We start from the raw sequence: 19689 nt of genomic DNA, 5'->3' as shown, positions 1-19689 counted from the left end.
GCGCCTCAGAGCTTGCCGGCGAGATAGCGCGTCAGGGTTTCGCGCGCGCCGTTCGCCCACAGCGCCTTCAACGCATGGGCGAAGGCCTCGGCGAAGACGGGCGAACGGCCGACATCGCCGTAAATGTCTTCCATCGCCAGCCAGGCCTGCGGATTGTCCTTCGCCGCCTTCGCGGTCGCCTGCACGCGGTCCCAGTTCGGGTCGTTCGGCTCGATGATGGCGCCGCTATCGGTGGTGCCGAAGCAATAGCGGCACCACAGCGCCGATTCCAGCGCGAGGCCGGCGACGCCCTCGCCCGCCTTCAGCCGGTCGGCGATCGTCGGGATGATGAATTTCGGCTGGCGGTTGGAGCCGTCGAGGCAAAGCCGGCGAATGGTGTCGCCGATCTTGGGATTGGAGAAGCGCCGCTCGATGAGCTGGTAGTAGTCCTCCAGATCCGTATCCGGTACCGGCGGCACGGTCGGGATGATCTCGTCATGCTCGAGCTTCGACAGGAAGGCGCGCACCAGCGGCTCCTGCATGCCTTCATGCACGAAATGGATGTCCATCAGGCCGGCCGGATAAGCGATGGTGGCGTGGCCGCCATTGAGGATGCGGATCTTCATCAGCTCGTAAGGCGAGACATCCTTGACGAATTGCACGCCGATCTTTTCCAGCGCCGGGCGGCCGGCGGTGAAATGGTCCTCCAGCACCCATTGCTTGAACGGCTCGCAGAACACCGGCCAATTGTCCTCCAGGTCAAAATCGTCGGCGAGGATCTTGCGCTCGCGATCGGTCGTGGCCGGCGTGATGCGATCAACCATGCCATTCGGGAAGGCGACATGATCGCCGACCCATTTGGCGAGGTCCTCGTCGATCAACCGGGCAAGGCCGATGACGCCGTCGGAGCTGACGTGGCCGTTATGAGGGATGTTGTCGCAGGACATGACGGTGAACGGCACGATGCCGTCGGCGCGCCGGCGCAGCAGGCCGGCCAGGATGATGCCGAACACGGTCTTGGGCACAGCACCCGGCTGCGCGTCGGCGACGATGTCGGGATGGGCCGGGTTGAACTTGCCGGAGGCCGGGTCGATGAAATAGCCGCCTTCGGTGATGGTCAGCGAGACGATCTTGATCGCCGGATCGGCAAGCCGCTCGATGGTGGCGGCCGCATCGCCGGGCGTCAGGAAATCGATCATCGCGCCGGTGACGCGGGCGCTCATATGGCCCTGATCCTGCTCGACCACCGTGGTCAGCCAATCCTGCTCCTCGAGCTTGGAGCGGCCGATCTTCTCGCCTTCGAACACGCCGGCGCCGATCAGTGCCCAGTCATGGCCCTCGCCGGTGGCGAACAGATCGTCGAGATAGACCGCCTGATGCGAGCGGTGGAAATTGCCGACGCCGAAATGGACGATACCGGCCTTCAGAGCGGAGCGGTCGTATTTAGGGCCGGCGACCTTGGCCGGCAGCCTGGCGAGGTTCGAGGAAGAGAGTTTCACGGTCATCTCATTTACCCTTTGGCCGATCTGCAGCCCGACTGATTACCCCTCCTTCGGGAGGAGCGAGGATGAGGGGCAACATCCTGTGTTCCAGTATGCTGCCCCTCACCTGCCCCGCGGCGCCCTCTCCGGAGGAAAGAGAGAAGCGCCTTCCCCCTCAACTCATCCCGTCAGCTCATCCATTGACCGCCATCGACATTGTAGGTCTGGGCGACAATGTATTCGGCCTCGTCGCTGGCGAGGAAAACGGCCATGCCGGCGAGATCCTCAGGCTTGCCCATGCGGCCGTAAGGCACGCCTTCGCCGACCAGCCGCTTCTTCTCGCCCTTGGGCCGGTTCTCGTACTTGGCGAAGAGCGCATCGACCTGGTCCCACATGTCGCTGTCGACAACGCCCGGCGCGATACCGTTGACGTTGATGCGGTGCTTGATGAGGTCGAGCCCGGCCGACTGCGTCAGCGAGATGACGGCGGCCTTGGTGGCGCAATAGACCGCGACCAGCGGCTCGCCGCGGCGACCGGCCTGGCTTGCCATGTTGATGATCCTGCCGCCCTTGCCACGCGCGATCATCGAGCGGGCCGCCGCCTGCAGCATGAACAGCGTGCCGGCGACATTGACCGAGAACAGTTTTTCGTAGCTCGCCCTCGTTATCTCGACAATCGGCGCGAGGTCGAAGATCGCCGCGTTGTTGATCAGCACGTCGAGCCCACCGGTCCTGACCTCGACCGCTTTCACCGCAGCCTCGATCGAGGACTGGTCCGTGACGTCGAGCCTGACTGCGTAGGCGGCGGAACCGATCGCTTTCGCCGTCGCTTCCGCCGCTTCCAGGTCGATATCGGCAATCGCGACTGTCGCGCCTTCGCGCGCATAGGCCTCGGCGAAGGCCCTGCCGATGCCGCGCGCCGATCCGGTGATCAGCGCCGATTTGCCTTTCAACCTCACTGCACCAGCGCCTTGCCGTCGGTGCCGAAGCGGTGGAGCTTGGTCTTGTCGGGGGTCAGATAGACGGTGTCGCCATGCTTGACCGCGACCTCGCCGTCGGCGCGGACATTGACGGTGCCGATGCCGTCCGCCTGGACGTGCAGGAAGGTGTCGGAGCCGAGATGCTCGGCAACGCCGACCGTCGCCTTCCAGTCGCCGGCCGAGGTCGAGATGTTGAGATGCTCGGGCCTTATGCCGATGGTCTTGGCGCCGTATTTCTCGGCCGGCGCGCCTTCGATCATGTTCATCTTGGGCGAGCCGATGAAGCCGGCGACGAAGAGGTTCTTCGGCGTCTTGTAGAGTTCCATCGGCGAGCCGACCTGCTCGATGTTGCCGGCATTGAGCACGACGATCTTGTCGGCCATGGTCATGGCTTCGACCTGGTCGTGGGTGACATAGACCATCGTCGTCTTGAGCTGATGATGCAGCTCGCTGATCTCGAGCCGCATGGTGCCGCGAAGCGCGGCGTCGAGGTTGGACAGCGGCTCGTCGAACAGGAAGGCCGAGGGCTGGCGCACGATGGCGCGGCCGATGGCGACGCGCTGGCGCTGGCCGCCGGACAGTTGGCCCGGGCGGCGCTCGAGATAATTGGTGAGGTTCAAGACGCGTGCGGCGTCCTTCACCTTCTTGTCGATGGTCGCCTGGTCCTCGCCGGCCATCTTCAGCGGGAAGGCGATGTTCTTGGCGACCGTCATGTGCGGATAGAGCGCGTAGGACTGGAACACCATGGCAAGCTTGCGCTTGGCCGGCGCCTCGCGAGTGACGTCGCGGCCATCGATGCTGATGGTGCCGCCGCTGGTGTCCTCTAGCCCGGCGATCAGCCTGAGCAGCGTGGACTTGCCGCAACCCGAGGGGCCGACGAAAACCACGAACTCGCCGTCCTCGATGTTGAGGTCGATGTTCGGAATGATCGTCGTCGACCCGAAGGACTTGGAGACGTTCTTGAGCGCGATGTTTCCCATGGTTTCCTCCCCGGGGATGGTCTTCGTCGTCCGCCGCCTGGGCGTTGTTACTTCACGGCGCCAAAGGTGAGGCCGCGCACCAGCTGCTTCTGGCTGAACCAGCCCATGATGAGGATCGGCGCGATCGCCAGCGTCGAGGCAGCCGACAGCTTTGCCCAGAACAGGCCTTGCGGACTGGAGAAAGAGCTGATGAAGGCCGTCAGCGGCGCCGCGTTGGTGGTGGTGAGCCGGATGGTCCAGAATGCCTCGTTCCAGGCCAAGATGATATTCAAGAGCATGGTCGAGGCGATGCCGGGAACCGCCATCGGCGTCAGCACATAGATGATCTCGTTCCACAGCGAGGCGCCGTCCATGCGCGCCGCTTCCAGGATCTCGCCCGGAATCTCGCGGAAATAGGTGTAGAGCATCCAGACCACGATCGGCAGGTTGATCAGCATCAGCATGACGGTTAGGCCGATGCGGCTGTCGAGCAGGCCGGTGTCGCGGAAGATCAGGTAGATCGGGAACAGCACCGCGACGGCCGGCATCATCTTGGTGGACAGCATCCACATCAGGACGTCCTTGGTGCGCTTGGTCGGTGAGAACGCCATCGACCAGGCTGCCGGAACCGCAATCAGGATCGCAAGCAGCGTCGAGCCGACCGACAGGATCACCGAGTTCAGGAAGAACTTGAAATAGCCGCTCTGCGCCTGCACCTCGGCATAGCTCTCCATGGTGCCGGATGGGATCAGTGCAAAGCCCTGGATCGCCTCCTGCTCGGACTTGAACGAGGTGATGATCGTGTAGAGGATCGGAAAGAAGATCAGCAAGGCGACGACCCAGGCCGCGGCCGTGGCGATGGTCTTGTGCTGGGTGGTGACTGCGCGTGCCATCTTATCCTCCCTTATTTGTCCAGGTTCTTGCCGACGGCGCGCATGGCGAAGAAGGCAACGATGTTGGCGAGAATGACGGCGATCACACCGCCGGCGGACGCCTGACCGATTTTGAACTCCAGGAGCGCCTTCTGGTAGACGAGGAAGGGCAGGTTGGTGGAGGCATAGCCCGGGCCGCCATTGGTGGTGACCAGGATCTCGGCATAGACCGACAGCAGGAAGATCGTCTGGATCAGGATGACGACGGTGATGGCGCGCGACATATGCGGCAGCGTCAGATAGATGAACCGGCTGAGGAAGCCGGCGCCGTCCATCTCGGCCGCTTCCTTCTGCTCGCCGTCGAGCGATTGGAGGGAAGTCAGCAGGATCAGCGTGGCAAAGGGCAGCCACTGCCAGGCGACGATGAGGATGATGGCGATCAGCGGATGCTGGCCGAACCAGTCGATCGGCTCGGCGCCGAAGAAGCGCGCTATATCGGCAAAGACGCCGTATTGCGGATGCATGATCATGTTCTTCCAGACCAGCGCTGCCACCGGCGGCATGACGAAGAACGGCGAGATGACCAGGATGCGCACGATGCCCTGGCCCCAGATCGGCTGGTCGAGCAACAACGCCAAAAGGATGCCCCCGACGACCGTGATGACCAGCACGCTGACGACGATGATGAGCGTGTTGAGGATCGAGGAGAGGAAGGCCGGGTTGGAATAGAACAGCGCGTAGTTCGAGAAGCCGACAAAGCCGTTACGGATCGGGTTCAGCGGATTGTATTGCTGGAACGAGAACCACAGCGTGAACAGCAGCGGCACGATCATCCAGACGAACAGCAGGATCACCGATGGCGCCATCATGAAACGGGCAAGCGAACGGGTTTGCTGAGTAGCCATGACGGTCACCCTCCCAAGGTCAGCCGGATTTTCAGAGTCGTGCCAGAATTTTCCCGATTTTGAAGGGTGGCCGCCCGAACTGGGTTTCGGGCGGCCCCTTGCCGGTCATGATGCGCTACCGGCGTTCGGCACCGGGAGGAGCCTTACTTGATGTAGCCGCCTTCGGTCATCGCCGCGGTGGCAGCGTCCTGAGCCTGCTTCAGCGCGTCATCGACGCTCGACTGGCCGGCAAGGGCTGCCGAGAAGAGCTGGCCGACGGTGGTGCCGAGGCCCTGGAATTCAGGGATGGCGACGAACTGCACGCCGACATAGGGCACCGGCTTGACGGTCGGATGCGTTGGGTCGGCGGCATTGATGGAGTCCAGCGTCATCTTCGCGAAGGGCGCCGCCTTCTGGTACTCCGGATTGGCGTAGAGCGAGGAGCGCGTTCCAGGAGGAACGTTGGCCCAGCCTTCCTTCGAGGCGACGAGCTCGAGATAGTGCTTCGAGGTCGCCCATGAGACGAATTTCTCGGCGGCGTCGGCCTTCTGGGTGCCGGCGGGGATGGCGAGCGACCATGCCCACAGCCAGTTGCCGCGCTTGCCGAGGCCGTTGTCGGGCGCCAGCGCATAGCCGACTTTGTCCGCGACCTTCGAGGCCTTCGGATCGGAGACGAAGGACGCCGCGACGGTGGCGTCGATCCACATGCCGCACTTGCCCTGCTGGAAGAGCGCCAGGTTCTCGTTGAAGCCATTGGAGGAAGCGCCTTCCGGACCGTCGGCTTTCATCAGGTCGACGTAAAACTGCAGCGTCTTCTTCCACTCGGGCTGATCGAATTGCGGCTTCCAGTTCTCGTCGAACCAGCGGGCGCCGAAGGAATTCGACATGGCGGTGAGGAAAGCCATGTTCTCGCCCCAGCCGGCCTTGCCGCGCAGGCACACGCCGTTCACGCCATTGGCGCGGTCCGTCATCTTGTCGGCGGCCTGCTTGATGAAGTCCCAGGTCGGCGCGTCGGGCATCTTCAGGCCCGCCTTCTCCATCAGGTCCTTGCGGTACATGACGAAGGAGCTCTCGCCGTAGAAGGGCGCAGCATAGAGCTTGCCGTCGACGGAAAGGCCGCCGGCGATGGCCGGGATGATGTCCTTGACGTCGTAGTCGTCGCCGAGCTTGTCGAGCGGCAGGAGCCAGCTCTGCTTCGCCCAGATCGGAACCTCGTAGGTGCCGATGGTCATGACGTCGTACTGGCCGCCCTTGGTGGCGATGTCGGTGGTGACGCGCTCGCGCAGCACGTTCTCTTCAAGCGTGACCCAGTTGAGCTGGATGTCGGGGTTGGCCTTGGTGAAGTCGTCCGTCAGCTTCTGCATGCGGACCATGTCGCCATTGTTGACAGTGGCGATGGTGATGGATTCGGCATGCGCGGCGAAAGCGAGGGCGCTGGCCGACAACAGGCCCAGGGTGAGCGTGCGAAGTTTCATCAAATTCCTCCCATAAACCAAGATGAGCATTTGCCTTGGTTATGAGCAATTACTCACTTGCTGTGATTTATGTCAAGCCGGAATCTATGCTGCAGCGCAGCAGAACTGACGCAACGTGACCCGATCCGGCTACGCGCCGGCCTCTTGGCGAAGGGCGCTACGGCGGTCGGCTTACGGGCAGGCGATCTCGGCCAGGATCCAGTCGCGGAAGGCGCGGATCTTCGGCACGTTGCGGCGCGCCGTCGGATAAACCAGCCAATAGGCATGGCCGTCATCGCCGACGAGGTCGAAGGGCTGGATCAGGCGGCCGTCGGCGATCTCGTTCTTGAACAGGGCTCTGGTCAGGATGGCCACGCCATGGCCGGCCATCGCCGCGTTCGCCTCATAGGCCTGCGCGCCCATGCTGGAGCCCGGCCGCTTGGCGAGATCATGCCCGGTCACGCCGGCGGCCTCGAACCATTGCGACCACCAGATGTCGCCGGGATCGAGGATCGGCAGGCGCAACAGGTCTGCCGGCTCCTTCACGCCGCCTATGCTCGCCGCGAGCTTGGGGCTCAGCATCGGCGTGAAATCGGCGTCGAGCAGCTTGTGCGCCTCGAGGCCCGGCCATTTGCCGCCGCCGGAGCGGATGGCGAGATCGACATCCTCGCGCGCGAAATCGGTCAAGCGGCTGGACGTGTCGAGCCGCACGGCAAGTGCGGGATGGGCAAGCTGGAACGAGCCCAGATGCTGCGCCAGCCAGTTCGACGCGAAGGTCAGCACGGTGGTGACGCAAAGCAGGCCGTCGGCGCCGCCGCGCGCCGCCGCATAGGCCTGGCCCAAGATGGAAAAGGCCTCGCTGACGGCGGGCGCCAGGCGCTGGCCGGCCTCGGTCAACTCGATCTGCCGTGGACGGCGCAGGAACAGCGGCCCGCCGATGCGTTCCTCCAGCAGCTTGATCTGGTAGCTCGCAGCCGCCTGGGTCATGCCCAGCTCCTGCGCCGCCTTGGTGAAGGACAGGTGCCTTGCCACCGCTTCGAACACCCGGATCGCCTGCAGCGGCGGCAGCGGCGCAAGCTGCGGAGAGCTCAGATCGGGCATAAGGCCTCCTTATGGGTCATGATCGAGGTTTAATTGGAAGCACGAACCGGCCAGACCGATATTTGGGGTCGACGATCAATCCAGTTCAAGCATTGCGAAGGCTGACGATCATGGTCACGGTTCAGGAAAAACTCGTTTCGATCCCGGCGCGGGGCTTGTTTTTCACGCTTGTGCGGGGATTTGCAAGATTTGCGGGCCGCAGGCGCGGTTATCTCGATGTCCGGGAATTTTCCGAGCATCTTCAGCGGGACATGGGATTTCTCGACGGCAACGACCCGCGAGGCCGCTCACAATAGCCGGCTCTTTTTATGGGCAGTCAGCCGGCAAGCAGAGCTTCGGCCGTCCGTTCGTCGGTGATGAGGCCATTGACCAGCCGACGGTTGACGGCGGCGAGGATGCCAGGCAGCTTGCGCTCGCCCATGGCCAAGGCGATGACCAGGGACCTCTCCCGCGACGGCAGCGCGGCGGAGGACACGCGGTCGTTGGTGATGCCCTCGATCATGCGGCCTTCGCGGTCGAAGACCCAGCCGACGATCTCGGCGATGCCGCCGGCCTTCTGCAGCGCCTTCAGCTCGCTTTCGGAAATGAAGCCGTCCTCGTAGAGCGGCGCCTTGGGCCCGAGATCGCCGATGCCGACGAAGGTGACGTCGGCTTCCGCGGCCAGCGCCAGCGTCGGCTGGATCATCGGTTGGTTGAGCAGCATCTCGCGCTCTTCCGGCGAGGAGGCGATGACCGGCAGCGGCATCGGGAAGGAGCGCGCCTTGACGCGGTCGGCCATGGTGAAGATGACGTTGTAGAAGGCGGCCGAGCCGTCCGGCGAGATGTTGCCGGTCAAGGACACGACCTTGTGCTGCGAGCAGTCCATCGGCGGCAGCTGCTCGATCGCCGCCTTCAGCGTGCGCCCGGTGCCGATCGCCATGACGATGGGGCTCTCCGAGCGCAGCCGGCGTTCGATCTCGGCCGCGGCCGCCTCGGCGATGCCGATCGTCGTCGAGCTCGAGGTCGGGTCGCTCGGCACCACTTCGACAAGGTCGAGCGCGAAGCGCGACTTCAGCCGCGCGGCTAGGTCCAGGCAGTTGGCGATCGGATGATCGACCCGCACCTTGATCAGGCCCTCCGACATGGCGAGCGATACCAGCCGCTGCGCCGTTTGCCTGGAGATGCCGAGCTTGGCGGCGATCTGGTCCTGCGTGTTGCCGGCAACATAATAGAGCCAGCCGGCGCGTGCGGCGTCGTCCAACCTGGTGCTGCCGGTTTCCTGTCGCGAATTCACGTCTCGCCTCCCCGCCCGCAAGAATGCTGAAACGGGCGCCATAGCTTACCGCGAATATTTCAGCGCGCAATTGTCTATCGAAAGAGCAATTGCTTGGGCGCCTCGTAGGCTGTCGAAGGATCAACTCGTCGTGCTTCCGACCATTTGCCTGCGGGAGGTTTATCTCCACCGGGAAACCGACTAAGGGGATCGACGAAAGGAGCCACGCATGACGCCGAAAGCCGTTTTCTGGGATATGGACGGAACGCTGGTCGACAGCGAGCCGCTGCACGAGGCGGCACTCGCGGCGGCCCTGCGCAGCGTCGGCATCGCTCCGCCGCCCGACCTGCATGAGCGCCTGCTGGGCATCGCGGCATGGCCGGTCTACGAGATGCTGCGCGACGAGTTCGGCCTCGCCCTGCCCTTCGACGACTGGATCGTGCGCAAATACGATCACTATCTGCCGCTGGCGGCAACGCTGAAGCCACGTCCCGGCGCGATCGAAGTGTTCAACGAATTGCGCGCACTCGGCGTCGAGCAGGCGGTGGTGTCCAACTCCGACCGGTTGATCGTCGATGCCAATCTTCGCGCTGTCGGCCTGACCTATCCCGGTATGCTGACGGTCAGCCGCAACGATGTGATCGACGGCAAGCCGCTGCCCGAGCCCTTCCTGCGCGCCGCCTATCTGGCCGGGGTCGAGCCGACAGACGCATTCGCCGTCGACGATAGTCTCACGGGCGCCATGGCCGGACTGGCGGCCGGCATGAGGACGATCTTCTGGCCGGAAGCGCCGATGGAAGGTCCGGCCGGAGCGATCATCATCAACAGCGCCGAGGAATTGCGAGCGCAATTGGGGCTGAGCCCCCGCGTCAGCGCTGCCCCTCATCCGCCTGCCGGCACCTTCTCCCCGTGAACGGGGAGAAGGAAGATCAATTCCGGTAGACCGGCTCTTCCTCGTCGAGGATCGCCTTCAGCTCGGCCAGATGGCGCTCGGCCTGGCCCGGGTAATCGTCCATTTCGCGCGCGGTCTTCTCGGCGATCTCGTCGGAGAGCGTGCGCAGCGGGCGGCCGGTCCACAGCGCCTTGATGTAGGTCTCGGCGGCGCGCTCGAAATAGAACATGCGGTTGAAGGTGTCGGCGACGGTGTCGCCGATGACCATCACGCCGTGATTGCCCATGACCATCACCTTGACCTTCGGGTCGGTCAGAAGCTGCGAGCAGCGCTCGCCCTCTTCCTCGAAGGCCAGCCCGCCATAATTGGCGTCGACGACATGGCGGTTGAAGAACATGGCCGAGTTCTGGTCGACCGGCGGCAACGTCGAATCGGCCAGTGAGGCAAGCACGGTGGCGTGGATCGAATGGACATGCATGACGCAGCGCGCATGCGGAACGTTGCGGTGGATGGCGCCATGCAGACCCCACGCGGTCGGGTCAGGCGCGTTGGGGCCGGACAGCGTGTCGGGATCGTTGGCGTCGATCAGGAGCAGGTCGCTCGCCTTGATGCGCGAGAAATGCACCTGGTTGGGGTTCATAAGGAACTTCGTGCCATCCTCGTTGACGGACAGCGAGAAGTGGTTTGCCACCGCCTCATGCATGTTGAGCCGCGCCGTCCAGCGGAAGGCGGCGGCAAGATCGACCCGCTCCTCATAGTAAGGCAGGTTGCTCAGCGGTTCCTTGTGCAGGCGGGCAAGGCTCATCGAAAATCCTCCGCTCGGGTTTGTGTTCCGAGAATGCCGCGCATGGCGGCTGCCAGCAACCGATAAACGCTGGCTCAGCGGATCAAGCCGCCGGGCGCGCCGACTGCAGCCCGCCCTGCTCGACGATGAAGTCGATCACTTCCTGCAAACCCTTGCCACGCGACAGGTCGGTGAAGCCGAACGGCCTTTTGCCGCGCATGCGGCCGGCGTCGCTCTCCATAACGTCGAGATTGACGTTCACATAGGGCGCCAGATCGCTCTTGTTGATGATCAGGAAATCCGAGCGGGTGATGGCCGGGCCGCCCTTGCGCGGGATCTCCTCGCCCTGGCAGACCGAGATGACGTAAAGCGTCAAGTCGGCAAGGTCCGGCGAGAAGGTGGCGGCGAGGTTGTCGCCGCCGGATTCGATGAAGATGATGTCGAGGTCGGGGAATTTCTTGTTCAGCTCGGCAATGGCGCGCAAATTGATCGAGGCATCCTCGCGAATGGCCGTATGCGGGCAGCCGCCGGTCTCGACGCCAACGATACGCTCCTCGGGCAATGCCTGTAGCCGCGCGAGCATCATCGCATCTTCCTTGGTGTAGATGTCGTTGGTGACGACGGCGATCGAGAAATCGTCGCGCAGCGCCTTGCAGAGCTTTTCGGTGAGCGTCGTCTTGCCGGAGCCGACCGGGCCGCCGATGCCGATGCGAAGAGGACCGTTTTTCGATGTCATGCCGGAAACTCCGTGATGGCAAGGATTGCGAAGCCTGCCCCGATCAAGAGGCAAAGCGGCGAATAAAGGCTTTGGTCAAGCCGCGCGAAAGGCTGTTCGGGCGCAAGCCGGCGCCACCAGGGCGTGAAGCCGGCAATACCGCGGCCGAAGAAGACGAAGCCGATCATCAACGCCGTGGCGGCCAACCCTCCCCGCGGAAAGGGCGTTGCGAACACGCCAGCGAGCGCCAGCGGCCAGAGCGTCGCCAATGCCAGGCAGGCCGCGACAGCAAAACTCGCGAATGACGACGGCATCTCATCGACGCCGCGGAAGCCGACGACGGCGCGGGCGCAGGATGCCTGGTCCATGCCCGGCCAGATGCCGCCTATACCCCAGTAGACATGCAGCGTGGTGACCAGGAGCAGGACGAAGGAGAGGATGACGGCAAGCACGATCATGAGCGGAACAGCCGCGAATATTGGGTTTCGTGCTGCATCGCCGCTATGTCGGACATGAAGGCCGCGCCGCCCAGATCGTTCAGGCTGGAAGCGGCGGCGCGCGACGCAGTCGCCAGCGCCAGTGATTCGAAGCCGGCTAACAATGCGACGGCATCGACCTGGCCGACGACGCCCAACCTGATTGCCGCCTGCACGAGATTGGAGAAGAAAGCCTGCAGGAAGGCGGAAAGCGCATCCGAAAGGCCGATGCCGCTGCTGCCTGCAACGGCACCGACTGCAACGCAATAGGGGCAATCGGCCGGCAGGCGCTGCAGCACCGGAGACGACCAGGCGGACGCCGCCTGGAGAAAAGCCGTGCCCTGCAGCATGGTTTCGAGATGACGCTCCCGCGACCCGGCGAGCGCCTCGGCCAGCGCGGCAACCTCGCTGAGATCGCCACCGTCCCGTCCGCGGCGCCAGCTTTCGGCGAAGAGCACGGCATCGTTCCAGCCCGAGCCGATCTCGACCAGCGTTTCGAGCCAGCCCGCAAGATCGTCGCGATCGGCGATCAGCCCGTCCTGCACGGCGCGTTCGAGGCCGTGGCTGTAAGAGAAGCCACCGACCGGAAAGGACGGCGACAGCCAGGCCATCAGCCGCAGCAGCGCGACGCTGGAAAGCTCCTCAGTCATGATGATGGTGGTGGCCGTGGTGATGGTCGTGCCCATGATCGTGGTGATCGTGATCATGGCCGTGGTGGTCATGATCGTGATCATTCGAATGGCCGTGGTCGCGGCCATGTCCGGAATAGGCCCCACGCACCGGGCTGAACGGCTGCGAGACCTCGCTCACCGTGGCGCCGAGACCTTCGAGCATCGCCTTGATGACGTGATCGCGCAGGATGAGGATGCGGTCCGCCTCGATCGCCGCGGCAAGATGACGGTTGCCGATGTGCCAAGCAAGCTCGGTGAGATGAACCGCGTCGCGGGCGCGGATGTCGTAGACCTCCTCGGGTGCCGCGACGATTTCGAGCTGGCGGCCGTCTTCTAGCACCAGCCGGTCGCCATTGTTCAGCGCCACCGGCTCGGGCAGATCGACCAGCACCTTTTCGCCGGCCGCGGTCTCGATGGCGCGGCGGCGCAGATGCCGCTCGTCATGCGGCAGCACGGCTTTGTCGTAGGGTGCGGTCAAAGCCGGGTCGCCGGCGGCAAGCATCGAAACGGCACGCGGGAATTTGGTGAAATCGGTGTTAATGTTGAGCTTCATTTCATGGCTCCGCCATTGGCTTGCGCCCTTGCACGGGCGGGGCGCTGAAGGACACGATCGAAATAGGCGTTTACCCGGTCCGACCCGATCGGGAAACGGCCTGCACGGGCCCAGCCCCCCATATCGCCCAGCAATACGTCAACGGCCGAGAAGCGGTCGCCCAAAGCGAAGGGCTTGTCGCCAAGCCGGCGATCCAGCGCTTTTATTTCGGATGCGAAATCATAAGCCGCGGCCGGACCAACATCGACGCGGACGTCCTTGGGCAACAGGAACCGGTGACGCAGCTTGTTCCACAGCGGCGCTTCCAATTCGCTCTGGGCGAAATGCATCCAGGAGTCCATCTCGGCGCGCCCGGCGACACCCGGATTGGCGCCCATGCCTTTGTCGGCATGCTTGTCCGCCAGATAGACGCAGATCGCCGCCGAATCTGTGATTTTCAGGTCGCCGTCGATGAGGATCGGCACCTTGCCGGAAGGGTTGAGCGCATAGGCTTCCGGCGAGCGCAATTTGACCTCGACGAATTCATAGGGCTGCCCGAGCTCCTCGAGCATCCAGAGCACCCGGCTGACCCGGGAGCCGCGCGATCCGACGGCCTTGTACATGGTTGAACTCTTGCCTTTCAGAGAACCCTACCGCATCGCGAACGCTCAGACGATGGTGTCGAACAGCCGCAGGATGAACGATATCTGGTAGATCAGCGTCGCCGCGACGAAAGCGATGTGGAAGCGACGGTCGCGGACCAGGATCGCGGCGACGCAGAGCGCGACGAAGACCGGTGTGCGGAACAGATATTCATTGCCGAAGCGGGCGAAATGCTCCGGACCCTTGAGCAGCGTGTCGATAACGTCGAGCAGATAGGTCGCGCCAAGCAGGCCGAAAAACCAGGCGCGGCGCGAGTAGAAATAGTCCTCGTAGGAGGTGTAGTCGAGCATCGAATCCGGAAACAGCAACGCGCAGAGCAGGAACAGCGTGATGGCATAGAAGATGATGAAAAGGTATTTTCCGAAGGTCCAGTTCTCGATGGCGTAGAGCCCGAACTCCCACCACCAGAAATGCACCAGCATCAGCAGCACCGAGGCGACCCAGGCGAGATGCACCGCGTAGATCCGGTACTGGCCCGGATGCTGGACGATGCGGGCCGTTCCCGAAAGCAGCCGCGTGACGCCAAGGCCGATCACCATGCCCATGACGATGCGGATATGCGGGAAGATGTCGTGCGGGGAGGCGATTTCGGTGGGCATGCGTAATCACAATGCGGCTGCTGCTTTGCCGCATATTGCGGTCTGCGCGCGCGAGCCGCAACGATATTTGCCCATTCGCCGATCAGCCGCCGCTATCAAAACAGGAAATACCGTTGCGCCATCGGCAGCACGGTCGCCGGCTCGCAGGTCAAAAGCTCGCCGTCGGCGCGCACTTCGTAGGTTTCGGGATCGACCTCGACATGCGGGGTGGCGTCGTTGAGCACCATGGAATGCTTGCCGATGCCGCCGCGGGTGTTCTCGACCGCGATCATCGCCTTGTCGACGCCCAGCCTGCCCTGTAGGCCGGCCTCGAACGCCGCCTTCGAGACGAAGGTTACCGAGGAGTTGGTCAGGGCCTTGCCATAGGCGCCGAACATCGGCCGGTAGTGCATGGGCTGCGGCGTCGGTATCGAGGCGTTCGGATCGCCCATCGGGGCAGCGGCGATCGAGCCGCCGACCAGCACCATCTCCGGCTTGACGCCGAAGAAGGCCGGGTTCCACAGCACGAGATCCGCCCGCTTGCCGACCGTGACCGAGCCGATCTCCTTCGACAGGCCGTGCGCGATGGCCGGATTGATCGTGTATTTGGCGATGTAGCGACGGACGCGGAAATTATCGTTGTCGCCGGTTTCGTCCGGCAACGCGCCGCGCTGGCGCTTCATCTTGTCGGCGGTCTGCCAGCAGCGGATCGCCACCTCGCCGACACGGCCCATGGCCTGGCTGTCGGAGGAGATGATCGAGAAGGCGCCGATGTCGTGCAGTATGTCCTCCGCCGCGATCGTCTCCTTGCGGATGCGGCTCTCGGCAAACGCGATGTCCTCGGGGATCGACGGCGACAGATGATGGCAGACCATCAGCATGTCGAGATGCTCGGCCAAGGTGTTGACCGTGTAGGGCCTGGTCGGATTGGTCGAGGACGGGATGACGTTGGGCAGGCCGCAGACCTTGATGATGTCGGGCGCATGGCCGCCGCCGGCGCCCTCGGTATGGAAGGCATGGATGGTGCGGCCCCTGATGGCCGCCACCGTGTTCTCGACAAAGCCGGATTCGTTCAGCGTATCGGTATGGATCATCACCTGCACGTCGTGGGCGTCGGCAACCGACAGGCAGCAATCGATGGCGGCCGGGGTCGTGCCCCAATCCTCGTGCAGCTTCAGCGAACAGGCGCCGGCCAGCACCATCTCTTCCAGCGCCGCCGGCTTCGAGGCATTGCCCTTGCCCGACAGGCCGATATTCATCGGGAAAGCGTCGAAGGACTGGATCATGCGCGCCATGTGCCAGGGACCGGGCGTGCAGGTGGTGGCCAAGGTGCCATGCGCGGGGCCCGTGCCGCCGCCCAGCATCGTCGTGATGCCGCTCATCAGCGCTTCCTCGATCTGCTGCGGGCAGATGAAATGGATATGCGCGTCGAAGCCGCCGGCCGTGAGGATCTTGCCCTCGCCGGCGATGATCTCGGTGCCGGGGCCGATGGTGATGGTGACGCCAGCTTGCGTGTCCGGATTGCCGGCCTTGCCGATCGCGGCGATGCGGCCATCCTTCAGGCCGATATCGGCCTTGACGATGCCGGTGAGCGCGTCGACGACCAGCGCATTGGTGATGACGGTATCGACAGCGCCGCCGGCCCGCGTGACCTGGCTTTGGCCCATGCCGTCGCGGATGACCTTGCCGCCGCCGAATTTCACTTCCTCGCCGTAAACGGTGAGGTCCTTCTCCACCTCGACGAAGAGCTCGGTGTCGGCAAGCCGCACCTTGTCGCCGACAGTCGGTCCGTACATCTGCGCATAGGCGGCGCGGCTTATCCTGGCCATCAGCGATTGCTCCCGAAATTCCGGTTGATTGAGCGCGGGGTCCACATTGTCGCCATCCAATGGTCACGCAATGACCCGCTCGACGACACTTTGCGCGCCCATTTGGCGGTTGAGGTGCCCCGGTCAGCCCAAAACGACCGTTTGCCCAATCGATGGAAGGAATATCCATGCGCAACACGATTCTTCTCGCCGCGACCGCCACCCTGATGATGGCGGGTGCCGCGATCGCCCAGCAGCAGCCGACGCCGCAGCCCAGCCCCGCGCCGAGCGCACCGGCCGCGCCGAAGGGACAGCCCGCTGCGCCGACGATCCAGAGCGTCAACATCGTCGACATCACTGAATTGCCCAAGGACGCGCAGACGCAGGTCAATCAGATCGTGGCGCAGCGCGGCGATGCCGGCCTGCAGACATTGCGCAAGTCGATCGACGCCACGCCCAAGGTGAAATCCGCGCTCGAAGCCAAGGGCATGAGCTCGGCGCAGGTGATCGCCGCCAGCATGCAGCCCAATGGCGCGCTGACGCTGATCACCAAGAAAGCGAGCTGATTGCGTGCCTTGGCGGGCCGCCTTGCGGTCCGCCTGCCGGCCTTTGAAGGGAACCTGCGGCCAGACAGGACCGTTTTGCTGTTTTCGCCCCGCCACGAGTTCAGTCAGGAGCGAGCGATGGCGATTGCCCCGCCTTTTGCAAAATGGAGTCCCGTGGCTGCCGCCACGCTTTTCATGATCGCCGCCCATGCGGCGTCCGCGGCGCAGCCGCTGGACAACGGCCGGCCTGCCGCGGCAATCGTCGATTCCGATGTCCGGCAGGAAGAGGCGCTCTCCACGACGGAGGCCGGAAAGGTCATCACTGCCATCGACCGCACCCGCGAGAATATCGGCGCGGTGCGCAAGATCACCAAGCTCGATACGGTCGACATCGTCTTCCTGACCGACGCGGCGCGCAGCGAAGGCGGGCCGCCGCCCGCTATCGAGAACAAGGTGAAGCAGCATCAGGAGGATGTCGCCGAATTGCGCCAGGAGATCGAGGCGAACGCCTTGCTCTTCAACGCGATCGATTCGCGACGCGTGCAGGCCGAGGACGTGCTCGCCGTGGAGTTCGACAATCCGGGGAAGGTCGTCATCTATGCCGCCGCCAAGCCGCCGAAGTGATGTGAGCGCGCCGGATCTCACAGCTTTCCCATCACCTTCTGCTGGAAACCATAGACCTCGCGCTTGCCGCCCAGCGGCACCAGGGTGACGTCGCGCTCCTGTCCCGGCTCGAAGCGCATGGCCGTGCCGGCGGCGATATCGAGCCGCATGCCGCGCGCACGCTCGCGGTCGAATTTCAGGCCCTCATTGGTCTCGTAGAAATGATAGTGGCTGCCGACCTGGATCGGCCGGTCGCCGGTGTTGGCGACCTTGAGCGTCACTGCCGGCAACCCTTTGTTGAGCTCGATGTCGCCTCTGGCCGTGATGACTTCGCCGGGGATCATCGCGCCCCTCACAGCACGCCGAAGGCGAGGCCGACGCCGACCGCAGCACACGCGGCGCCGGCGGCGCGCACCAGGCCGCGGAAACGCAGGCCGAGGCCGAGAGCCGCGGCGATGCCGATGCCGTGCAGCAGCGCCGTGGCCACCGCGAAACCCGCCATGTATTCCAGCCCGACGGCATTTTCCGGCACCTCCGTGCCGTGCGCGTGGCCGTGGAACAAGGCGAACAGGCCGATGATGGCGACACCGGCGGAGACCGGCAGGTCGATCGCCAGCGCCACCAGCAGACCGAGCGCCACGACGGAGGCGAGGATGCCCGGCTCGACGAAGGGCACCGGCACATGCAGCATGCCAAGTGCTGCGCCAACCAGCATCACGCCGACAAAGGCGAGCGGCCAGGCAAGAACCGCCTTGCCGCCCTTCAGCGCCGCCCACAGGCCGACGGCGATCATCACGGTCATATGGTCGAGGCCGGACAGCGGGTGCGCGAAGCCGGCGGCGAAGGACGAGGTGGAGCCTGCGCCGACATGGGCGTAGGCCGGCATGGCCGCTGCCAGGAAAAGGATCGCGGCAAGTGTGGTTCGTTTCGTCGAAGCGGGGATCATCTTTCTGCCCTTCCAATTGACCCGGTTAGGCGACTTTGCGCGGGCCGCAGCCTTCGGCCTTGAGCACGCGTTTGGTCGATGGCGGATATTTCGTCAGCTTGCCGGCCGGCCGGATCGGCCGCGGCGCGAAATTGCCGCCGCAATTGGGGCAGACGCCGCCCAGAACATTGTCCACGCAGTCGGCGCAGAAGGTGCATTCGAAGGTGCAGATCAGCGCATCGGTCGCCTCCGGCGGCAGATCCTTGTCGCAGCATTCGCAATTGGGCCTGAGCTCCAGCATCGGTCTTCCTCCTCACCGGATCGGTTCGTGCACGGTCACCAGCTTGGTGCCGTCGGGGAACGTCGCTTCGACCTGGACGTCGTGGATCATCTCGGCGATGCCGTCCATGACCTGGGCGCGGGTGACGACATGGGCGCCCGCCTCCATCAGTTCCGCGACCGGGCGGCCATCGCGCGCGCCTTCGACGACGAAGTCCGTGATCAGGGCGATGGCTTCGGGATGGTTGAGCTTGACGCCGCGCTCCAGGCGCTTGCGCGCCACCATCGCCGCCATGGCGATAAGCAGCTTATCTTTTTCACGCGGCGTAAGATTCATGCAATGTCCCGGTATTTCAGATCAGAGTGACCACAATTTGGGCAGGCCCGCCCGCCCATTGAGCAGTTCGACGAGCGGAACCAGCCGCTTGCGGAGCTGGTAGCCGTCGCCGGCACAGAGCCTCGCAAGAAGCTTGCCAGATCGGCCGACGCTCCAGAAGCTGGCGCCGCCCCAGCCGCCCCAGCCGCCGATGCCGGGATCGCCGATGATGGCCCGGACCTTGTCCAGCAGATCTTCCGCTTGCGGCGAAACGAGCAGCACCGTGGCGACGGCAAGCGCGCCGCCGGTCGCCGCCCGCCGCTGGAGCGTTGCGGCGATGTCCGGGCCGAGCCGGAAATCCTCCGCATGGACGAGCGCACCGCCCTGGCGAACCCGCCAGCGGTCATGGAAACTGCCTTGAACCATCCGCTCGCCCATCGCAAGCCGGCCGAACAGCGTGGCTTCGAGCATCAATGCCTCGGCATCGTCGCCAAGCTCGACATCCAGCGTGCGGACGAAGGCGGCGCGGTCGAAGACGATGGTTTCCTGCGGCAGCCAGGCGAGGCGGCCGCCCGGACCGACCCGCAGGCCGACGCTTATCTCGGCCCTGTCGGCGGCGGCGCGATAGACCTTCTCGCAGGCCTGGGTGGTGATGGAGGCCGAGGCATCGGTGCCAACCTCGACCGTCCAGCCGAGGCGGTCGCCGCCGGTCAGCCCGCCAGCCGTGTTGATGAGCACCGCCTCGAGCGGATCGCCTTGCACCGCCGGCAGGCGGATCTTGGCCGATCCGTCCTGGTAGAGGCGCTGTAGGCGCGTGCGGCCATCGCTCTTGCCGCAGAAAAGCCTGGCTCGCCCGGCAACACGCTGCGCGGCAGGCAAAGGAGCGGCGGCCGGCGGCAAGGCGGGCCGGGACGTCAGGGTGTTCTCGATCGTGTCCACG

25 protein-coding genes are annotated in these 19689 nt (G+C 64.4%); 4 read left to right on the top strand and 21 right to left on the bottom strand.

Annotation, left to right across the window (positions count from 1 at the left end):
• Positions 1–5 precede the first annotated feature (5 nt).
• From LB565_RS17285 to gcvA, 7 genes are all read right to left on the bottom strand, one after another.
• Positions 6–1484: a mannitol dehydrogenase family protein gene (locus LB565_RS17285; RefSeq protein WP_224586026.1), complete on the bottom strand. Its 1479-nt coding sequence runs from the start codon at positions 1482–1484 to the stop codon at positions 6–8.
• A gap of 164 nt (positions 1485–1648) precedes the next feature.
• Entirely contained in the window at positions 1649–2419 is a 771-nt protein-coding gene (locus LB565_RS17280) for an L-iditol 2-dehydrogenase (RefSeq protein WP_224586024.1), read from the bottom strand.
• Positions 2416–3420 (bottom strand): ABC transporter ATP-binding protein, encoded by a 1005-nt coding sequence (locus tag LB565_RS17275; RefSeq protein WP_224586022.1) that lies wholly within the window; start codon positions 3418–3420, stop codon positions 2416–2418. The genes LB565_RS17280 and LB565_RS17275 overlap by 4 nt, the downstream gene beginning before the upstream one ends.
• 47 nt (positions 3421–3467) lie before the next feature.
• Complete coding sequence (locus LB565_RS17270) at positions 3468–4292, bottom strand: carbohydrate ABC transporter permease (protein WP_224586020.1); 825 nt, start codon at positions 4290–4292, stop codon at positions 3468–3470.
• Between the two features lie 11 nt (positions 4293–4303).
• Entirely contained in the window at positions 4304–5176 is an 873-nt protein-coding gene (locus LB565_RS17265) for a carbohydrate ABC transporter permease (RefSeq protein ID WP_224586017.1), read from the bottom strand.
• Positions 5177–5319: 143 nt separating this feature from the next.
• Complete coding sequence (locus tag LB565_RS17260; protein ID WP_224586006.1) at positions 5320–6630, bottom strand: ABC transporter substrate-binding protein; 1311 nt, start codon at positions 6628–6630, stop codon at positions 5320–5322.
• 171 nt (positions 6631–6801) lie between these two features.
• Positions 6802–7710, bottom strand: coding sequence for a transcriptional regulator GcvA (gcvA, locus tag LB565_RS17255; protein WP_224586004.1), 909 nt, complete (start codon positions 7708–7710; stop codon positions 6802–6804).
• A 110-nt stretch (positions 7711–7820) separates the two neighbouring features.
• On the opposite strand from gcvA, the gene LB565_RS17250 reads away from it, so the two are divergent.
• A complete protein-coding gene (locus LB565_RS17250) occupies positions 7821–8006 on the top strand; it encodes a hypothetical protein (RefSeq protein WP_224586002.1) in 186 nt (61 codons plus the stop codon).
• 20 nt (positions 8007–8026) lie between these two features.
• Here LB565_RS17250 and LB565_RS17245 read toward each other — a convergent pair whose 3' ends face one another.
• Positions 8027–8983 (bottom strand): sugar-binding transcriptional regulator, encoded by a 957-nt coding sequence (locus LB565_RS17245; protein WP_224586000.1) that lies wholly within the window; start codon positions 8981–8983, stop codon positions 8027–8029.
• Positions 8984–9191: 208 nt separating this feature from the next.
• Here LB565_RS17245 and LB565_RS17240 point away from each other — a divergent pair, with 208 nt between their 5' ends.
• Positions 9192–9875 (top strand): HAD family hydrolase, encoded by a 684-nt coding sequence (locus LB565_RS17240; protein ID WP_224585997.1) that lies wholly within the window; start codon positions 9192–9194, stop codon positions 9873–9875.
• A gap of 16 nt (positions 9876–9891) precedes the next feature.
• Here LB565_RS17240 and LB565_RS17235 read toward each other — a convergent pair whose 3' ends face one another.
• The 8 genes from LB565_RS17235 to ureC form a co-directional block, all read right to left on the bottom strand.
• A complete protein-coding gene (locus LB565_RS17235; protein WP_224585995.1) occupies positions 9892–10659 on the bottom strand; it encodes a class II aldolase and adducin N-terminal domain-containing protein in 768 nt (255 codons plus the stop codon).
• Positions 10660–10741: 82 nt separating this feature from the next.
• Positions 10742–11374, bottom strand: a complete 633-nt coding sequence (gene ureG / locus LB565_RS17230; RefSeq protein ID WP_140628301.1) for an urease accessory protein UreG — start codon at positions 11372–11374, stop codon at positions 10742–10744.
• Positions 11371–11811, bottom strand: coding sequence for a DUF3995 domain-containing protein (locus tag LB565_RS17225; RefSeq protein ID WP_224585993.1), 441 nt, complete (start codon positions 11809–11811; stop codon positions 11371–11373). The genes ureG and LB565_RS17225 overlap by 4 nt, the downstream gene beginning before the upstream one ends.
• Complete coding sequence (locus LB565_RS17220; protein WP_411970660.1) at positions 11808–12515, bottom strand: urease accessory protein UreF; 708 nt, start codon at positions 12513–12515, stop codon at positions 11808–11810. Before LB565_RS17220 ends, LB565_RS17225 begins: the two co-directional genes overlap by 4 nt.
• A complete protein-coding gene (gene ureE, locus LB565_RS17215; protein WP_224585991.1) occupies positions 12472–13053 on the bottom strand; it encodes an urease accessory protein UreE in 582 nt (193 codons plus the stop codon). Before ureE ends, LB565_RS17220 begins: the two co-directional genes overlap by 44 nt.
• A complete protein-coding gene (locus LB565_RS17210; protein ID WP_224585989.1) occupies positions 13050–13655 on the bottom strand; it encodes a glutathione S-transferase family protein in 606 nt (201 codons plus the stop codon). Before LB565_RS17210 ends, ureE begins: the two co-directional genes overlap by 4 nt.
• A gap of 45 nt (positions 13656–13700) precedes the next feature.
• Positions 13701–14294, bottom strand: coding sequence for a hypothetical protein (locus tag LB565_RS17205; protein ID WP_224585987.1), 594 nt, complete (start codon positions 14292–14294; stop codon positions 13701–13703).
• Between the two features lie 95 nt (positions 14295–14389).
• Positions 14390–16102: an urease subunit alpha gene (ureC, locus tag LB565_RS17200; RefSeq protein WP_411970658.1), complete on the bottom strand. Its 1713-nt coding sequence runs from the start codon at positions 16100–16102 to the stop codon at positions 14390–14392.
• Between the two features lie 167 nt (positions 16103–16269).
• Here ureC and LB565_RS17195 point away from each other — a divergent pair, with 167 nt between their 5' ends.
• Together LB565_RS17195 and LB565_RS17190 are read left to right on the top strand one after the other, a co-directional pair.
• Positions 16270–16647, top strand: a complete 378-nt coding sequence (locus LB565_RS17195) for a hypothetical protein (RefSeq protein ID WP_224585984.1) — start codon at positions 16270–16272, stop codon at positions 16645–16647.
• A 117-nt stretch (positions 16648–16764) separates the two neighbouring features.
• Positions 16765–17250: a hypothetical protein gene (locus LB565_RS17190; RefSeq protein ID WP_224585982.1), complete on the top strand. Its 486-nt coding sequence runs from the start codon at positions 16765–16767 to the stop codon at positions 17248–17250.
• A 17-nt stretch (positions 17251–17267) separates the two neighbouring features.
• On the opposite strand, the gene LB565_RS17185 is transcribed toward LB565_RS17190, so the two are convergent.
• From LB565_RS17185 to LB565_RS17165, 5 genes are read right to left on the bottom strand one after another with little or no spacing between them, the layout of a single operon-like run.
• Positions 17268–17573 (bottom strand): urease subunit beta, encoded by a 306-nt coding sequence (locus LB565_RS17185; RefSeq protein ID WP_224585980.1) that lies wholly within the window; start codon positions 17571–17573, stop codon positions 17268–17270.
• A gap of 8 nt (positions 17574–17581) precedes the next feature.
• Positions 17582–18175, bottom strand: coding sequence for a HupE/UreJ family protein (locus LB565_RS17180; RefSeq protein WP_224585978.1), 594 nt, complete (start codon positions 18173–18175; stop codon positions 17582–17584).
• A 25-nt stretch (positions 18176–18200) separates the two neighbouring features.
• Positions 18201–18455 carry a DUF1272 domain-containing protein gene (locus LB565_RS17175; protein ID WP_224585975.1) on the bottom strand — a complete coding sequence of 85 codons (255 nt, stop codon included), beginning with the start codon at positions 18453–18455 and terminating at the stop codon, positions 18201–18203.
• A 12-nt stretch (positions 18456–18467) separates the two neighbouring features.
• Positions 18468–18770, bottom strand: coding sequence for an urease subunit gamma (locus tag LB565_RS17170; RefSeq protein WP_041003069.1), 303 nt, complete (start codon positions 18768–18770; stop codon positions 18468–18470).
• 21 nt (positions 18771–18791) lie between these two features.
• A complete protein-coding gene (locus tag LB565_RS17165; protein WP_411970659.1) occupies positions 18792–19649 on the bottom strand; it encodes an urease accessory protein UreD in 858 nt (285 codons plus the stop codon).
• Positions 19650–19689 lie beyond the last annotated feature (40 nt).

Source organism: Mesorhizobium sp. CA14 (assembly GCF_020165195.1).
Classification (GTDB): domain Bacteria; phylum Pseudomonadota; class Alphaproteobacteria; order Rhizobiales; family Rhizobiaceae; genus Mesorhizobium.
This window is presented reverse-complemented; position numbering and strand designations above follow the sequence as displayed.